The sequence below is a fragment of the Bacillus sp. JJ1521 genome (assembly GCF_036965165.1).
In the GTDB taxonomy this organism is placed as follows: domain Bacteria; phylum Bacillota; class Bacilli; order Bacillales; family Bacillaceae_L; genus Ferdinandcohnia.
Map to the genome: position 1 here is coordinate 17390 of NZ_JBALOX010000124.1, position 16316 is coordinate 33705.

The window sequence follows — 16316 nt, forward strand, 5'->3', positions numbered from 1 at the left end:
AAATGAAATTTGGGAATGGATAAAAGCGTTAGCCATTGCCGTTATTTTAGCAGCTGTGATACGTTATTTTTTCTTTGCGCCGATTGTGGTAGACGGGGAATCAATGATGCCAACTCTACATGACAAAGACCGTATGATCGTCAACAAAATTGGCTATAAGGTCGGTAAACCGGATCGCTTTGACATTGTTGTCTTCCATGCAACAGTAGAAAAAGATTACATCAAGCGCATAATCGGATTACCAGGTGATCGAATTGAATACAAAAACGATATCCTTTATATTAATGGTGAAACGTATGACGAACCGTATCTCGATGATTATAAGAAAAATCTAATCGATGGACCGCTCACAGACCCATTTGTTTTAGAAGAAGTTCCAGAAGGACATCTTTTTGTTATGGGGGATAATCGTCGCTATAGCAAAGACTCACGTCATATCGGTCCAGTCCCTATAAGTGAAGTCCTAGGTGAAACAAGCCTGATCTACTGGCCGCTGTCTGACTTTGGTATTGTAAAGTAATCTAATAGCAAAAACATTCATAAATATAAACCATATAAGTTGGTGAAGAACGTTGACAATTCAATGGTTTCCGGGCCATATGGCAAAAGCAAGGAGACAAGTTACAGAAAAACTTTCACTCATTGATATCGTGTTCGAACTTGTTGATGCCAGAATTCCTGCATCATCACGAAACCCAATGATTGATGAAATCATTAAAAATAAGCCAAGACTGCTGCTATTGAACAAAGCTGATATGGCCGATCCAAAAGTGACAAAGGAATGGATCGAGTACTATAAAGAAAATGGTGTACATGCCCTCGCCATTAATTCACAAGCTGGTAATGGCATGAAACAGATTGTGAGTGAAGCAAGGGTAATTTTAAAAGAGAAATTCGACAAAATGGCAGCAAAGGGAATTCGTCCACGCGCTATACGTGCGTTAATCGTTGGAATCCCTAATGTAGGAAAATCGACTCTAATCAATCGTTTAGCTAAGAGAAATATCGCGCAAACGGGTGATCGCCCTGGTATAACAAAGGCGCAGCAGTGGATCAAGGTTGGCAAAGAACTAGAGCTTCTAGATACTCCTGGAATTTTATGGCCAAAATTTGAGGATCAAGAAGTTGGTTTAAAACTAGCGACTACTGGTGCGATTAAAGATACAATCTTAAACTTACAAGATATTGCAGTATATGCACTTAGATTTTTAGAGGAAAACTATCCCGAAAATTTAAAGGAACGCTTTAACCTCGAAGAAATTCCGGAAGATATTGTCCTGCTTTTTGACGAAATTGCAAAGCGACGTGGCACTAGGATGTCTGGTGGAGTAACAGACTACGATAAAACAGCTGAATTAATTATTCGAGAAATCCGAACTGAAAAATTAGGGAGTCTCACATTTGAAAAACCGTAAAGGCTCGCACAATGCGAGTCTTCATTTTTTTTCGAAAATGTCGATATAACATACATAGAGTAATCGAAATTGAAGGTGAAAGAATGTCACAGTTAACAATCAAAGAAATCGAAGAAAAACTGGCCACAATACTTCACGGAGATGATCCGTTTCTAAAAGAATGTGAACATGATTCCCGAAAAGGGGTTCAGACCCTGTTGAAACGCTGGAAAAGGAAAAAAGGTGAGGAAAAGGCGCTAGAACAACAATATAAAGAAATGACCCAATATGAACAAGCCCTTTTTAAAAATGGATTTACATATATTGCAGGTGTCGATGAAGTCGGGCGTGGCCCATTGGCAGGACCAGTTGTGGCAGCAGCCGTCATTTTGCCTCAAGATGCATATTTGCCAGGATTAAATGATTCAAAGAAACTGTCTGAACAAAAAAGAGAAGAGCTATTCCAACAAATTAATGCATCTGCCATTTCCATCGGGATTGGGATTATACCTTCTAATGTAATTGATAATGTTAATATTTATCAAGCCACAAAGCAGGCCATGAAAAAGGCTATATTAGGTTTATCTATAAAGCCTGACCATCTGTTAGTCGACGCAATGGAAATACCAATTGATATCTCACAAACATCAATCATAAAAGGAGATGCGAACAGTGTGTCCATTGCCGCAAGCTCCATCATCGCAAAAGTAACTAGAGACCGTCTAATGGTGCGCTTAAGTCACGAATATCCACAATACGGATTTGAAAAACATATGGGATATGGAACGGCATACCATCTTGAAGCGCTTAAGAAACATGGTGTGACTAGTGAACATCGTCGTTCATTTGCTCCGGTACGAGAGTTAATAGAGGAAAAATGATGATACCAATCCACATACTTCAAGCATTAATAAAGAGTGAAGCCTTTCAAAAGCTTCACTCCCTTTCAAATGCAAGTCAAAGTGAACAAAAAACACAAAAATCTACCACCAACCTAACTAGCTTATTACCTGTACTACAGGGAGAAATATCTGAAAATATAGCCCAACAAAGCCGTATGCTTCAAACGGATACTGTTGAACTAACATCGAATGACTCAAACGAATTGTTCCAGCAACAAATTACATTTCAGAACCCAACTTATAAGAATTTTTCAATTCGAATGGATGGAAGGAAGAAAAACGGTGAAATAGATCCTGATTATTGCCATCTCCTTTTTTCGTTAGAACTCAACCATTTAAAAGAGGTGGTGATTGATGTTAAGGTTCAAAATCGTATTCTATCGATTGCCATCTTTAATGATACTGAAGGAATTGGGTCGGTAGTTGAAGAACTGAAATCTACGCTCCAAACCAATTTGGAGCAACATGGTTATCTTCTTTCATCAATAAAGATTGTTAACCCAACTACACGAGATAAACGACCTGAAAAAACAATACTTGAAGGAATTAATGAAAGAGTGGATTTAAAAATATGAAAAAATCATCGGTAGATCATAAGACGAAGGCAGTTGCTTTGTCATACGATGAAAAGGTCGATTCCGAGCCAAAGGTTGTTGCAAAAGGACAAGGGATCATTGCTCAAAATTTAATCGAGATGGCTAAGAAACATGAGATTCCAATTCAGGAGGATATTGCATTAGTTGAGTTATTAGGGGAACTTAAATTAAATGAGGGGATTCCTGAGGCATTATACCAGGTTATTGCAGAGGTCTTTGCGTTTATTTATCAAATGGAAAAAGGCGTTGAAAATCGGGATAAATAGTTTTTTGATATAGTATTTTTAAAAATTAGCAGAAAAAAAGAACAAATTCATGCTAAATGGTAGACAAGCTGTATTTTCAGTTATAAAATGAAAGCGCAGTCTAATTTTTGTCTAGTTTGCGTCATTATGACGGGTAAAGTCCTGTCATTAAAGTGACGTAATTTTCTATGTAAATATGATTTTTCAGAAAAATTGTAATTATCATAGAAAGTTTAAAAAAGAAAATGTATAATAACATTTGGACTGACAAAAAATTCTTTGCTTTTTTTACATAAGAATGGAGGATGGGAAATGAATATCCATGAGTATCAAGGAAAAGAGATCCTCAGAAAGTATGGGGTAGCTGTTCCAAATGGTAAGGTTGCATTCACAGTTGATGAGGCTGTTGAAGCTGCAAAAGAACTTGGAACCCAAGTTTGTGTTGTTAAAGCGCAAATTCATGCAGGGGGTCGAGGTAAAGCTGGTGGGGTTAAAGTAGCAAAGAACCTAGATGAAGTTCGTACATATGCGAACGAAATCCTAGGAAAAACACTTGTTACACACCAAACAGGTCCAGAGGGTAAAGAAGTAAAACGTCTTCTAATTGAAGAAGGCTGCGATATTAAAAAAGAGTACTATATTGGTCTTGTACTTGATCGTGCAACTTCTCGCGTTGTTTTAATGGCATCTGAAGAAGGTGGAACAGAAATCGAAGAGGTTGCTGAACAAACACCTGAAAAGATTTTCAAAGAAGTAATCGACCCTGTTGTTGGATTATTACCATTCCAAGCTCGTCGAATCGCATTTAATATTAATATTCCGAAAGAATTGGTGAATCAAGCCGTTAAATTCATGACAGCTTTATACACTGCGTTCGTTGAAAAGGATTGCTCGATTGCTGAAATTAACCCGTTAGTTGTTACTGGCGATGGTAAAGTAATGGCACTTGATGCGAAATTAAACTTCGATGCTAACGCTTTATATCGTCAAAAGGACGTATTAGAATACCGTGACTTAGACGAAGAGGATGTAAAGGAAATTGAAGCATCAAAATATGATTTAAGCTATATTTCACTAGATGGTAACATCGGCTGTATGGTTAACGGTGCTGGTCTTGCGATGTCAACAATGGACATCATTAAACACTACGGTGGAGACCCTGCGAACTTCCTTGATGTTGGGGGCGGTGCTACAGCTGAGAAAGTGACTGAGGCATTCAAAATCATTCTATCTGATGAAAAAGTAAAAGGTATTTTCGTAAATATCTTTGGTGGAATCATGAAGTGTGATGTAATTGCAGAAGGTGTTGTAGCTGCAACGAAAGAAGTAGGCTTGGAAATTCCTCTAGTAGTACGTCTTGAAGGAACAAACGTAGATTTAGGTAAAAAGATTTTACAAGAATCTGGTCTGAATATTACCGCTGCTGAATCAATGGCAGACGGTGCACAAAAAATCGTATCACTAGTAGGGTAAGAAAGGCAGGGGACAAACATGAGTGTTTTTATTAATAAAGATACAAAAGTAATTGTTCAAGGGATTACAGGTGCTACGGCCCTTTTCCATACAAAACAAATGCTTGAATATGGTACTAAAATCGTGGGTGGTACTTCACCTGGTAAGGGTGGAACTGAGGTAGAAGGTGTTCCTGTATTTAATACTGTAAAAGAAGCGGTAGATCAAACAGGTGCAACAGCGTCAGTCATTTATGTGCCTGCTCCATTTGCAGCAGATGCAATTATTGAAGCAGTAGATGCAGAACTAGATCTAGCAATCTGTATTACTGAGCATATTCCAGTATTAGACATGGTTAAAGTGAAACGCTATATGGAAGGTAAGAAGACTCGCTTAGTCGGCCCTAACTGCCCTGGTGTTATCACAGCTGATGAATGTAAAATTGGTATTATGCCTGGATATATTCATAAAAAAGGCCACGTAGGTGTTGTATCGCGTTCTGGTACTTTAACATATGAGGCTGTACATCAATTAACACAAGCTGGAATTGGTCAAACAACAGCTGTAGGTATTGGTGGGGACCCAGTTAACGGAACAAACTTCATCGATGTATTAAAAGCATTTAATGAAGATGATGAAACATATGCGGTAATCATGATTGGTGAAATCGGTGGAACAGCTGAAGAAGAAGCTGCTGAGTGGGTTAAAGCAAACATGACTAAACCAGTTGTAGGATTTATTGGTGGACAAACTGCACCTCCAGGAAAGCGTATGGGCCATGCTGGTGCGATTATCTCTGGTGGTAAAGGTACAGCTGCTGAAAAAATCAAAACAATGAATGAATGTGGAATTAAGGTAGCTGAAACACCATCCGTAATGGGTGAAACGTTAATTTCTGTTCTAAAAGAACAAGGTTTATACGAAAAGTGTAAGACACATTAATAAAATAGATGAAATGAGGCAGTTCTTATTTATAGAACTGTCTCTTTCTGATGGAAAAAGGAGACCATATGGAAAAATTTCGTGAAAATTTAATACATCTTCATCATTGTCGAGGCATAGGCTGGAAATCCATTTTTCGAATCCTCCAGCATGATCCTACACTTACTTCTATTTATAATTACCCCTCAGCTTTTTATGATAAAATCCTTCCATTAACTAAGAATCAAATGAATATTTTTTTAAAAGATTTGCATTCTTTATCAATCCAAAGTATGCTAAAACAATATAGAAATAATAATGTGGGGATTATTACCTTATTTGACCAAGAATATCCTCGTCTTCTGAAACAAATTTTTGACCCACCATGGGTGCTATATACTGCAGGAGACAAGGCTTTATTAAATAGTGAGAAATTATTAAGTGTAGTAGGCTCTCGTACACCAACTGCAACAAGCAAGCAAAGCATGACAAAGGTGTTGGTCCCCTTAATCAAGAAAAACTGGGTATTGGTTAGTGGTTTGGCACGTGGAATAGATACAATGGCTCACAAGTTAGCAATCGACCAAAATGGGAAAACAATTGCGGTAATTGCTGGAGGCCTTCATCATATTTATCCTCATGAAAACAAAGAGATGGCAACTACCATCACTCAAAATCATATACTTATTTCAGAATATCCCCCTTTTACAAAGCCAGAAAAGTGGCAGTTCCCGATGCGGAATCGAATTATTAGCGGTTTGACACAGGGCACATTAGTTGTAGAAGCCAAGGAAAGAAGTGGTTCATTAATAACAGCTGATCAAGCACTAAGCCAGGGGAGAGAGGTTTTTGCGATTCCTGGCTCTATTTTAGAACTTTCATGTGTTGGAACGAATAAATTAATTCAATCAGGAGCAAAACTAGTGCTTAACAGCGAGGATATTTTATCAGAAATTCATACTTAATATGAAAAAATGAATTAAAATTAGTACCAAGTCATAAGAATTGATAATAAGATAAGTTCGGAATACAAAAACTTATACTTTTAACTTGAGTTTCGCATAAAAAAGGGAGATGTTTGTATGGGTGTAGGAATAATCGGAATCAATCGATTCGTACCAGAAAGAGTGGTAACAAACAAAGATCTTGAAAAAATTATAGACACATCAGATGAATGGATTCGTACACGAACAGGAATAGAAGAACGTAGAATTGCAGATGATGATACAAATACATCAGATATGGCGTATGAAGCTGCGCGTAAAGCAATTGAGGATGCAGGAATTACTTCTGAACAATTGGATTTGATCATCGTAGCAACAGTAACGCCTGACCATCCATTTCCATCTGTAGCATGCATGATTCAAGAACGACTAGGTGCTAAAAATGCAGCTGCAATGGATATTAGTGCAGCATGTGCAGGATTTATGTACGGAATCATCACAGGAAAACAATTTATTGAAACGGGTACCTATAAGCACGTATTAGTAGTAGGTGTTGAAAAATTATCAAAAATCGTTGACTGGAGCGACCGCAATACAGCCGTTTTATTCGGAGACGGAGCTGGTGCAGCAGTTCTTGGTGAAGTTTCAGAAGGAAGAGGAATCCTTTCATTTGAATTAGGTGCAGACGGTACAGGTGCTAAACATCTTTACCAAGATGAACACATTATCATGAATGGTCGCGAGGTTTTCAAATTTGCGGTAAGACAAATGGGTGAATCCAGTGTACATGTTATTGAAAAAGCTGGATTAAAACGAGAAGATGTCGATTATTTAATTCCACATCAGGCAAACATTCGAATCATGGAAGCTTCAAGAGAAAGACTTGAACTTCCAGTTGAAAAGATGTCAAAAACAGTGAACCAGTTCGGAAATACGTCTGCAGCCTCAATCCCGATTTCAATTGTTGAGGATATCCAAGCAGGAAAAATTAAAGATGATGACGTAATAGTAATGGTAGGATTTGGTGGAGGTTTAACCTGGGGTGCCATCTGTATTAAATGGGGTCGTTAAGGAACGATCTTTCTTTTGAAAACAATACTTATGCAATAAAGGATAGAAATTTTCGATGAGGTTGGAAGGAGAAAAATTATGGAAATGAAACGTGTAGTAGTTACTGGATTAGGCACAGTTTCGCCGCTAGGCAATGATGTGAAAACGACTTGGGAAAACGCAAAAAACGGAGTCTCAGGTATTGGTCCATTAACAAGAGTTCAAATTGAGGGTTTACCGGCAAAGGTAGCAGCGGAATTAAAGGATTTCAATCCCGAAAATTATATGGATAAAAAAGAAATACGTCGTATGGACCGTTTCACGCAGTATGCAATGGCTGCTTCTTTTATGGCTGTTGAAGATGCGAATCTAACCATCACTGATGAAATGGCGCCACGAGTTGGAGTCTGGATTGGTTCAGGTATAGGTGGAATGGAAACTCATGAAGAACAGCACAAAATCTTCTTAGAAAAAGGCTATCGACGTGTAAGTCCTTTTTATGTACCAATGATGATTCCGGATATGGCAGCGGGTCAAGTATCCATCGCTCTTGGAGCAAAAGGAATTAACACATGTACAGTTACTGCATGTGCGACAGGAACTAACTCAATAGGAGATGCTTTTAAAGTAATCCAGCGTGGAGACGCGGATGTTATGATCACAGGTGGAACAGAAGCACCACTAACCAACATGTCATTTGCTGGATTCGTTTCTGCAAGAGCAGTATCGTTAAACCCGGATCCAAAAACAGCAAGCCGCCCATTTGATAAAAATCGTGATGGATTTGTAATGGGTGAAGGCGCTGGAATCCTTGTTTTAGAAGAACTTGAACATGCGTTAGCACGCGGTGCCCATATTTACGCGGAAATCATTGGTTATGGAGCAACTGGAGATGCCCATCATATTACAGCTCCGGCACCAGGCGGCGAAGGTGGAGCTCGCGCAATGCGTCAAGCTATTGCAGATGCAGGGCTTACACCAAATGATGTGGATTACATCAATGCTCACGGAACTAGCACAGATTACAATGATAAGTTTGAAACAGCAGCAATCAAAGAGGTTTTTGGTGAACATGCTTATAATGTAGCAATTAGTTCAACAAAATCAATGACAGGACATTTGCTCGGTGCTGCAGGCGGTGTGGAAGCAATCTTCTCAATACTAGCTATTCAAGAAGGAATCATCCCGCCGACAATTAATTATGAAACTCCAGATCCAGACTGCGACTTAGACTACGTTCCTAATAAAGCGAGGGAACAGGAAGTAAATGTAGCCCTAAGTAACTCACTTGGGTTCGGTGGACACAATGCAACTATTTTATTTAAAAAATATCAATAATTTTTAAGAAACGGGTCGGGCCAAATGGTCTGGCTCTTTTTTATGTTGTCTGAATACATATATAGGACTGATGAAAGGAAGTGATGAGGTGGGGTAATACGTACGGACGAATGGTTGAAGGAGCATTCAAATCCAGTTGAACTTTGTAAAAAACTAACAAGATATTTTCCAAAGGGAGCTACTGCACGCGAGATTTACGAATATTTAAAAATACACGGAATGTATAGATCAACCTCTGAACGCATACTTGAAAAACTCCCGAAAAACGTATGGACACATGTAGATAAAGAACACAGTGCCTTGCAAAAACTATGGAGCGGCCCCCAGGTTCCTATATTCATTTTCCCAGCTGATGAAACAAACCCAAAAATCAAACGGGATTTCAATGGAAAGTCTGGGCTTGCCTTTAAGGACAAATTATTTCTATTTTTCTCGCCTCATAATACACAACATGAAATTAAAGCGGTTTTAACCCATGAGTACAATCATGTCTGTCGATTAAAAAATTATACAAAAAACGAAGCCGACTATACGTTTTTAGATACAGTGATATTAGAGGGGCTTGCAGAAAATGCAGTCCGAGAACATTGTGGGAGCACGAATTTAGCTGGATGGACGAAATATTATTCCGATGAGAAGATCAAAAAAATAGTCGTACAACTGATCATCCCGAATCGAAATTTAAAAAGGAATGAAAGAAAACATAGCGACCTTTTATATGGAAAGAGTTTTTACCCGAAAATGGCAGGCTACTGCGCGGGCTATTATCTTGTTCGAAACTATTTGGAATCCAACAAACTACAAACTAAAGCCATCCTAGGAGTGGATTCAAGGGAGTTTGTGAAGGAGTATCTTTAATTTTTAACCCAGGAGGGAGTGTTCCTGGGTTTTTTTGTTTTTTGAATTGAATGTTATTAACTATTGACGTGTGCATTCATAGCCATCTAAATACAGTAAATCGGGAGGTCGGGAGAAGCATTATTAAGATAGAATTCAGGATTGATGAATACGAGGTGGCCCTCTACAGTAAAGTTCATTCGTTGGTTTTGGAGGAATTGCCGAAAGAGTGAGACACTCCGGGACAGTTGGTTAAGTGGGTTTTTTATTTCCTTTCCAGAAAGGAGCCGTAAACAATCGCCATCAAACAAATAATCGCCTTCATAATTTTTCACTTCAAAAATATGAATTTTGGGTTGAGTAAATAGGAGGGAATCGATTTGATAATGGGTATTGTTTGTTTCTAGAAGCAGGTCATTGATAAAGAGGCAATCGAGGGTGAGTTTGGTCATGCGTTGCTGAAACATTTTTTCTCCAATAAAACCTTTTTCAAGTGAAATGATTTGATTCTCGGTTTTCTCTGAAACTTTCATTCGTCCTTGTAAAAATCTTAGTAGGACTAATTCCTTGGGGACATTACGATTTTTAATAATCAAAACAACACTTCCTTCCATTTATACAAGATAATTGTAAAGTGTATTCGCTAGCTTTACAATCAATTTTCTCTAAAAGGTTGTACATACAACATTTTAGAAAATTCTAATATAATATATTTTTATAATATATTAAAATAGTTTGAGTTAATAGAATATTAATGGAAAATCCTTATTTTATAACGTTTTAACCGTTTTTCAATTTAAATTTAAAAAATTGTCTTGCAATTATAATATTATAGTAATAAAATTTTATTTACATAATAATTGTGGCTAATCTAGAAGAATTTGGGGTGTTTTTATGCAACAGCCATATAATGGAGCACCTTTGCTAGAGGTAAAGGGATTAAAAACAGGCTTTAACATAGAAGGAAAAATCTATCATGCAGTGGATGATGTTTCTTTTAAAGTTAAACCGCGTCAAATTGTCGGAATTGTTGGTGAATCCGGCTGCGGAAAAAGTGTCATGTCCATGTCGGTTATGAAACTATTACCGGCAGGGATCGGGGAAATTACGGACGGAGAAGTTATTTTCCAAGGAAATAATATTGAAAAGCTAACAGAAAATCAAATGAATAAAATCCGTGGAAAAGATATTTCAATGATATTCCAGGAACCTATGACTGCACTTAACCCAGTTTTTACAATTGGATTTCAATTAGATGAGGTTCTATTAAACCATCAAAATATCTCAAAGCAAAGAGCGAGAGAAATTAGTATTGAACTTTTAACTCAAGTAGGGATTTCCCGTCCTGAAAGTATTGTAGATGAATATCCTCACCAACTTTCTGGTGGGATGAGACAGCGTGTAATGATCGCAATGGCGATTGCATGTCAGCCGAAACTATTAATTGCTGATGAACCTACAACGGCTCTTGATGTAACTGTTCAAGCGCAAATACTAGAACTTCTTAAGACCATTCAAGAAAAGAATGATATGTCAGTTATTTTAATTACACATGACTTAGGTGTTGTTGCTGAGATGTGTGATGAAGTAATCGTTATGTACGCTGGTAAAATTGTTGAAAAAACGGATGTTGATACACTTTTCTACAATCCAAAGCATCCATATACAAAACTCTTAATGGAATCTATTCCAAAGCTTCATGAGGAAGTTGACACATTGGGGTCGATTGAAGGAATTGTACCATCCTTAAAAAATATGCCTAAAGTTGGTTGCCGATTTGCTGATCGTTGTCCGGTAGCAATGCCAGAATGTAAGACAATTACACCGGTATTATCGGAAGTAGAGGATGGACATGATGTTTCCTGTCTATTGTATAAGAGTAGTCGACCTGTAGAAGAGGTGAAATAAAAATGGCTAATTCAACTTTAAAAAAAATAGATAATCCTATATTGGAAGTTAAGGATCTTAAAACCTATTATCCTATTAAAGGTGGGTTTATGAGAAAGACAATTGGCAATGTGAAAGCAGTAGATGGTGTTTCATTTGAAATTAATGAAGGTGAAACATTAGGCCTTGTTGGTGAATCAGGATGTGGGAAGTCTACGACAGGTAGAACCATTCTTCGCTTACTTGAACCAACAGATGGTCAGATACTATTAGATGGCCAAGACATCACGAAGCTAAAAGGGAAACATTTACGAGAAATCAGAAAAGATTTCCAAATGGTGTTCCAAGATCCATATGCTTCATTAAATCCAATGCAAATGGTTGGTGACATCGTAGCCGAACCAATAATCAACTACACAGGAAAGTCATTAAAGGAACTTAAAGATGAAGTACTGGACTTGTTGAAAAGAGTTGGACTTCCAGAAGATGCATTTTATAAATACGCTCATGAGTTCTCCGGTGGACAACGTCAAAGAATTGGAATTGCGCGTGCACTAGCACTTAAACCGAAACTGATAATCGCAGATGAACCAGTTTCAGCTCTCGATGTTTCCGTTCAATCCCAAGTATTAAACTTGTTAAAAGAATTACAAGATGAGTTCGGATTAACTTTTCTTTTCATTGCCCATGACTTAAGTGTTGTAAAACACATGAGTGATCGGATCGGCGTTATGTATCTTGGTAATATTGTTGAAATAACAGATAAAGATGATTTGTACGCTGAACCACTTCATCCTTATACACAGGCATTGATTTCTGCAATTCCAGAGCCGGATCCAAGAAAGAAAAAGGAAAGAATTGTTCTACAAGGCGATGTGCCAAGTCCGGCGAATCCGCCAAGTGGTTGCCCATTCCATCCAAGATGCCCGATGGCCATGGAGGAATGTTCGAAGGTTAAACCACAATTAAAGGAGGTGAAGCCCGGACATAAGGTAGCTTGTCATTTACATAAATAATGGCAGCAAATAATAAAAAATACAATAATCAACCTTGAAGGGGGAAAAACAACATGAAAAAGTCAGCATTATGGTCGATCGTACTTTTGCTAGTTATGTCATTATTCCTAGCAGCTTGCGGTGGAAATGATAAAACAGCTGAAAAAGAAAAAGAAAACACAGGTTCCGAAACTGCAGAACCAAAAGAAGGCGGTAAAATTACACTAGCTGTAACTCAAGCTCCAGAAGGTGTTTTTGAATCTGCTTATTACAGAAGTGCAATTGATGCACAAATCTTAGGTTTTACAGGAGATAGTATTTACACAGTTAATGACGATTTGGAGTATGAACCAAATCTTGCTTCATGGGAAATCAGCGATGACAAATTAACGTATACTTTCAAATTTGAAGAAGGCGTTAAATGGTCTAATGGTGAAGAACTAACAGCTGAAGACTATGCGTTTGCTCTTGAAACAATCGCAGACCCTGATTATGATGGTTCTCGTTTCAACTATGTTGAAGGAATTAAAGGTGCTTCTGAGAAAAAAGATGGCAAAGCAGATCATATTGAGGGTGTAGAAGTACTTGATAAATATACTGTTGCTGTTACTTTTAAAGAAGTAAAAATTAATAACCTTGAAAACCTTTGGTCAGATCCAATGCCTAAGAAACACTATGAAGGTGTTCCTGTTGCTGAACTTGGTGAATCTGAACAAGTTCGTACAAATCCAGTTGGACTCGGACCATTCAAAGTGAAAAAGGTTGTTCCTGGTGAATATGTTGAATTAGAGCGTAATGATGATTATTGGCAAGGTAAGCCACTTCTAGATGGAGTAGTTATCAAAGTTATTGATCCATCATTAGCAAACGGTGCACTTCAAAATGGCGAAGTTGACATTATGGAAATTGCTCCAGCAACTGTAAAAGAAATTGACAAGATGGACCATGTTCGTCTAGAAGAAGCTACTGGTACTGTATACTCTTATATCGGTTTACGTTTTGGTCACCGTGATCAAGCTACTCGTACTAACATTGCAGATTATGGTAAGTTTGAGTCTAAAGAATTACGTCAAGCTCTATTAACTGCAATTGATCGTCAAGCAATGATCGATGGTTTCTTAGCTGGAAAAGGTAAAGTATTCAACACTGTTATTCCATCTGCATTCTGGATGGCTGCTGATGCTGCTGATCTTAACCAATATGAATTCAATCAAGAAAAAGCAAAAGAATTATTAGCTTCTGCTGGTTATAAAGATGTAGATGGAGACGGATTTGTAGAAGATCCAGAAGGTAAGCCATTCTCTATCAAATTTGGTCACTATGCAGGGAACGCAACATTTGAAGGTCGTTCACAAGCTATCATTCAAAGTTGGAATGACATCGGTGTGAAAACTGAATTAGCAACTGGTAGTCTAATTGAGTTCAACCTTTACAATGAAATGAAAGATAACGATGATAAAGAACTAGAAGCATTCTTCGGTTCTTGGGGAACTGGTTCTGATCCAGATCCATCTGGTCTATGGGCAAACGATGCTGAATGGAACTATGGACGTTGGGTAAATGAAGATAACCAAAGACTTCTTGATGAAGGCTTAAGTGAAAAATCATTTGATAAAGAATACCGTGGACAAGTATATGCTGAATGGCAACAACTGTTCAATGAAGAATTACCAGCACTTCCATTATGGGAAAACATGAACCTTTATGGAATTAACGAACGCCTTCAAGGTGTACATGTTAATGCTGTTGGATTCCAAACGGATGTTCACAAATGGTATGTAGCTGACTGATTTAACTTTATACAGCGGAGGTAGACTCCACTGTATAAGTTAAAGCCTCCGGCGGATGCCGCAGATTTTCAAAGGAAAGTTTTCGAGCAAGCTCGAAAAAATCTGGGCGCAAATACGCCTAGGCGTATTTGATGTCAGTAAAGTTCAAAAAGTCACGATTTGTGACTTTTTGAGCTTATTTTAGAAATGAATTTTTTTAGGATAAGGAGAACATAACATGCTCCAATACTCAATTCGAAGAATACTAGGCATGATTCCATTATTACTCCTTGCCTCCATTGTGGTATTTTCACTGGCGAAAGTGATGCCAGGAGATCCATTTGGAGGAGAAATTGATCCATCCAATACAGATCCGAAATACATTGAAGAAATGCGAGAAAAATTGGGCTATAATGACCCAATACCGGTACAGTATTGGAGATGGGTAACTGATTTTGTGCAAGGGGATTTTGGTAAATCTACAACACATAAAATGGAAGTTTCAAAGCTTATAGCTCAAAAAATTCCAAACACATTATTTTTAGCAATTGTTTCATTATTTTTTACTTATATTTTTTCATTCCTTATGGGAATGCATGCAGGACGAAAACCGTATAAACTTGGAGATAATCTAATTGCTACCTACAACTATATTGGATTAGCTGTTCCATCGTTTGTTGCGGGGATTGTGGCAATTTATTTCTTCGCATTTCAGCTTAATTGGTTCCCGTTTAGTGGATCGATAGAAGTTGGACTTGATGAGGGAACGTTTGAATATTATGTAAGTAAATTTCATCATGTTTTGTTACCAGCACTTGTTTTAGGATTAATGGGTACTGCATCATATACTCAATTTTTACGAAATGATATTATCGAAAATAGCCGTAAAGACTTTGTAAGAACAGCAAGAGCAAAAGGTACGAAAGAATCAACGATTTACAATAAGCATATTTTACGAAATTCGATTATTCCGTTAGTAACATTTTTAGGATTCGATATTGCAACCTTAATAGGTGGAGCGGTTATAACTGAAACTATTTTCACATACCCAGGAATCGGACAACTTTTCTTAGACTCCGTTAACACAAGGGATTATGCTGTAATGATGACGATCACAATGTTACTTTCATTTTTAACACTTTTCGGAAATCTTATCGCAGATTTACTTTATGGAATCGTAGATCCGCGGATTCGATTGGATTAAGGAGGAGAATAAATGGAAGTAGTTACTAATACAAATGTAGGTTCACCAAAAAAAGAAACAAAAAGCCTCTCTCCTTGGGCGATTGCCAGAAGGAAATTTATGAAAAACAAACTAGCAATGATCAGTTTAGTTTTTCTTGTTTTAGTCGTTTTGATTGCTATTTTTGGTCCTATGCTAAATAAACAAGATATTGTTCGAGTTGATTTTATGAACATGAGCAAAGAGCCTTCTGCGGAAAATTGGCTCGGAACTGATATAAATGGACGTGACATGTTTGCAAGAATGCTACATGGTGGAAGAACATCATTATTAATCGGCTTTTCATGTATGATATTTATTACTTTAATTGGAACGATTGTTGGTTCCGTTGCAGCTTATAATGGTGGAAAAATTGATCAACTGTTAATGCGTTTTACAGATTTCGTGTTAGTATTTCCTTTTATGATTTTTGTAATTGTATTAAACAGTCTTCTTACTGGTAAGGTATCTGGAGCATGGCCTATCATTATAGTAATGAGTATCCTAGGATGGGGTGGAGTTGCCCGAATCGTTCGTAGTAAGGTCTTAGCAGAAAAAGAAAATGAATATATTTTGGCTGCGAAATCGATTGGGACAAGACCATCAAAAATCATCATTAAACATCTATTGCCAAATGTTTCTTCTACAATTATTGTACAGGCGACATTAATTTTGGCGGTTATGATTGTTGCTGAATCTGGTCTAAGTTTTCTAGGCTTTGGGGTACCTGCGAATACACCGAGCTGGGGAAATATGCTAGCAGA

17 protein-coding genes are annotated in these 16316 nt (G+C 37.6%); 16 read left to right on the forward strand and 1 reads right to left on the reverse strand.

What is annotated here, in order from left to right; genetic code table 11:
* The 11 genes from lepB to V7147_RS16875 form a co-directional block, all read left to right on the forward strand.
* A partial coding sequence (lepB, locus tag V7147_RS16825; protein ID WP_335368988.1) for a signal peptidase I occupies window positions 1–520 on the forward strand: 520 nt, incomplete at its 5' end.
* Between the two features lie 52 nt (window positions 521–572).
* The gene (gene ylqF, locus V7147_RS16830) at window positions 573–1415 is read left to right on the forward strand and encodes a ribosome biogenesis GTPase YlqF (RefSeq protein WP_335368989.1); all 843 of its coding nucleotides are present in this window, start codon (window positions 573–575) and stop codon (window positions 1413–1415) included.
* Between the two features lie 83 nt (window positions 1416–1498).
* Window positions 1499–2275 carry a ribonuclease HII gene (locus V7147_RS16835; RefSeq protein ID WP_335368990.1) on the forward strand — a complete coding sequence of 259 codons (777 nt, stop codon included), beginning with the start codon at window positions 1499–1501 and terminating at the stop codon, window positions 2273–2275.
* The gene (locus V7147_RS16840) at window positions 2275–2871 is read left to right on the forward strand and encodes a hypothetical protein (protein ID WP_335368991.1); all 597 of its coding nucleotides are present in this window, start codon (window positions 2275–2277) and stop codon (window positions 2869–2871) included. The genes V7147_RS16835 and V7147_RS16840 overlap by 1 nt, the downstream gene beginning before the upstream one ends.
* Window positions 2868–3158, forward strand: coding sequence for an EscU/YscU/HrcU family type III secretion system export apparatus switch protein (locus tag V7147_RS16845; RefSeq protein ID WP_335368992.1), 291 nt, complete (start codon window positions 2868–2870; stop codon window positions 3156–3158). Before V7147_RS16840 ends, V7147_RS16845 begins: the two co-directional genes overlap by 4 nt.
* A 291-nt stretch (window positions 3159–3449) precedes the next feature.
* A complete protein-coding gene (sucC, locus tag V7147_RS16850; RefSeq protein ID WP_335368993.1) occupies window positions 3450–4610 on the forward strand; it encodes an ADP-forming succinate--CoA ligase subunit beta in 1161 nt (386 codons plus the stop codon).
* 18 nt (window positions 4611–4628) lie between these two features.
* Window positions 4629–5531 (forward strand): succinate--CoA ligase subunit alpha, encoded by a 903-nt coding sequence (gene sucD / locus V7147_RS16855; protein WP_335368994.1) that lies wholly within the window; start codon window positions 4629–4631, stop codon window positions 5529–5531.
* A gap of 68 nt (window positions 5532–5599) precedes the next feature.
* Entirely contained in the window at window positions 5600–6475 is an 876-nt protein-coding gene (gene dprA, locus V7147_RS16860) for a DNA-processing protein DprA (protein WP_335368995.1), read from the forward strand.
* Window positions 6476–6592: 117 nt separating this feature from the next.
* Window positions 6593–7525: a beta-ketoacyl-ACP synthase III gene (locus tag V7147_RS16865; RefSeq protein ID WP_335368996.1), complete on the forward strand. Its 933-nt coding sequence runs from the start codon at window positions 6593–6595 to the stop codon at window positions 7523–7525.
* A 78-nt stretch (window positions 7526–7603) separates the two neighbouring features.
* A complete protein-coding gene (gene fabF / locus V7147_RS16870) occupies window positions 7604–8842 on the forward strand; it encodes a beta-ketoacyl-ACP synthase II (RefSeq protein WP_335368997.1) in 1239 nt (412 codons plus the stop codon).
* Between the two features lie 114 nt (window positions 8843–8956).
* Window positions 8957–9700, forward strand: a complete 744-nt coding sequence (locus V7147_RS16875; protein WP_335368998.1) for a DUF2268 domain-containing protein — start codon at window positions 8957–8959, stop codon at window positions 9698–9700.
* An 86-nt stretch (window positions 9701–9786) separates the two neighbouring features.
* Here the strand turns inward: V7147_RS16875 and V7147_RS16880 are convergent, their stop codons facing one another.
* Complete coding sequence (locus V7147_RS16880; RefSeq protein WP_335368999.1) at window positions 9787–10275, reverse strand: nuclease-related domain-containing protein; 489 nt, start codon at window positions 10273–10275, stop codon at window positions 9787–9789.
* Between the two features lie 298 nt (window positions 10276–10573).
* On the opposite strand from V7147_RS16880, the gene V7147_RS16885 reads away from it, so the two are divergent.
* The 5 genes from V7147_RS16885 to V7147_RS16905 form a co-directional block, all read left to right on the forward strand.
* Window positions 10574–11587 carry an ABC transporter ATP-binding protein gene (locus tag V7147_RS16885; protein ID WP_335369000.1) on the forward strand — a complete coding sequence of 338 codons (1014 nt, stop codon included), beginning with the start codon at window positions 10574–10576 and terminating at the stop codon, window positions 11585–11587.
* A 2-nt stretch (window positions 11588–11589) separates the two neighbouring features.
* Window positions 11590–12582, forward strand: coding sequence for an ABC transporter ATP-binding protein (locus tag V7147_RS16890; RefSeq protein ID WP_335369001.1), 993 nt, complete (start codon window positions 11590–11592; stop codon window positions 12580–12582).
* A gap of 53 nt (window positions 12583–12635) precedes the next feature.
* Window positions 12636–14351 carry an oligopeptide ABC transporter substrate-binding protein gene (gene opp4A, locus V7147_RS16895; protein ID WP_335369002.1) on the forward strand — a complete coding sequence of 572 codons (1716 nt, stop codon included), beginning with the start codon at window positions 12636–12638 and terminating at the stop codon, window positions 14349–14351.
* Window positions 14352–14568: 217 nt separating this feature from the next.
* The gene (gene opp4B / locus V7147_RS16900) at window positions 14569–15534 is read left to right on the forward strand and encodes an oligopeptide ABC transporter permease (RefSeq protein ID WP_335369003.1); all 966 of its coding nucleotides are present in this window, start codon (window positions 14569–14571) and stop codon (window positions 15532–15534) included.
* A gap of 12 nt (window positions 15535–15546) precedes the next feature.
* Window positions 15547–16316: ABC transporter permease (locus V7147_RS16905; RefSeq protein WP_335369004.1), on the forward strand; the 770-nt coding region annotated here is incomplete at its 3' end.